This is a genomic window from Achromobacter sp. ACM01, from assembly GCF_014851745.1.
Classification (GTDB): Bacteria; Pseudomonadota; Gammaproteobacteria; order Burkholderiales; family Burkholderiaceae_B; genus Achromobacter; species Achromobacter aegrifaciens.
Genome location: NZ_JACVAF010000020.1, coordinates 1 through 1,197, shown reverse-complemented (window position 1 = coordinate 1,197; position 1,197 = coordinate 1). Strand labels below are relative to the sequence as shown.

General features: G+C 58.7%; 1 protein-coding gene. It reads right to left on the bottom strand.

The genetic code is table 11. From position 1 onward, the window contains the following. Positions 1 to 16: 16 nt before the first annotated feature. A protein-coding gene (locus IB268_RS30865) for an IS3 family transposase (protein WP_192355301.1) occupies positions 17 to 1,137 on the bottom strand; the annotation gives its coding sequence in 2 pieces (ribosomal slippage) (positions 17 to 879 and positions 879 to 1,137; 1,122 coding nt in all). Positions 1,138 to 1,197: the final 60 nt, after the last annotated feature.

Below are 1,197 nucleotides of genomic sequence, written 5' to 3'. Positions count from 1 at the left end.
TGACCTGCCCCCAGACTTAGTACGGCACCGACATAGAGTCCAGGGTTAAAAACCGTTGTTGCCGATGCGCCTGAGCAAACTGCTCCGGCGTTAAGTATCCCAGCGCGCTATGCGGGCGTTCGGTGTTGTACTCGACACGCCAGTCTTCGATCAAGGATTTGGCTTGGCGCAGCGACATGAACCAATGCTCATTCAGGCACTCATCGCGGAATTTTCCGTTGAAGCTCTCGATGTATGCATTCTCCACGGGCTTGCCTGGTCTGATGAACGACAGCTTCACGCCGACCTGATAGGCCCAAGCGTCCAAGGCCCTTCCGGCAAACTCCGGGCCGTTGTCCACGGTGATGGACTTGGGCAACCCACGCAGTTCCGCAAGCCGTTGCAGCACTTGCGCCACCCGCAATCCCGGCAGTGATGTATCGACCTCGATGGCAAGACACTCGCGCGTGTAGTCATCGACGATGTTCAAGCACCGGAACCTGCGGCCATAGGCCAGACCGTCGGACACGAAGTCCATCGACCAGCTCTGATTCGGCGCCGTCGCAACGGGACGAACTACCCGCTCTGCGGGAGCGACGCGCTTGCGGCGACGTTTACGAACGCTCAAGCCGGCTTGGCTGTAAAGCCGCCAGACCCGCTTGTGATTCGTCTGCCAGCCTTCACGGCGCAGCAGAATATGGATGCGCCGATAGCCGTAGCGTCGCTTGAGCGCTGCCATCTCCTTCATGCGCTCGGTCAATGCCACATCGCCCGTACGCTTACTTTCATAAGCGAACAGCGACCGGGAAATGCCTACCAGCCCGCAGGCCCGGGTGATACCCATGCCGCGCTCGGTCATCAACGTTCTGACCGCTTCGCGTTTGGCCTGCGGGCTTGCTACTTTCGGCTCAAAAGGTCCTGAAGCGCAGCCTTGTCCAGCATCGATTCAGCCAACAGCTTCTTGAGCTTGTTGTTCTCTTGCTCCAGCTCCTTCAGTCGCTGGGCGTCCGAGACGGTCATACCGCCGAACTTCGCCTTCCAGTTGTAGTAAGTGGCCTCCGAGATCCCGTGCTTGCGGCACAGTTCGGCCACCTTGGCCCCTGCCTCGGCCTCCTTCAGCACCCCGATGATCTGTTCTTCCGTAAATCGTTTCTTCATTGCCGTTCCTTTGTGAACGGACTCTACATCGATTTCGTACTAACCACGGGGAGCAGGTCA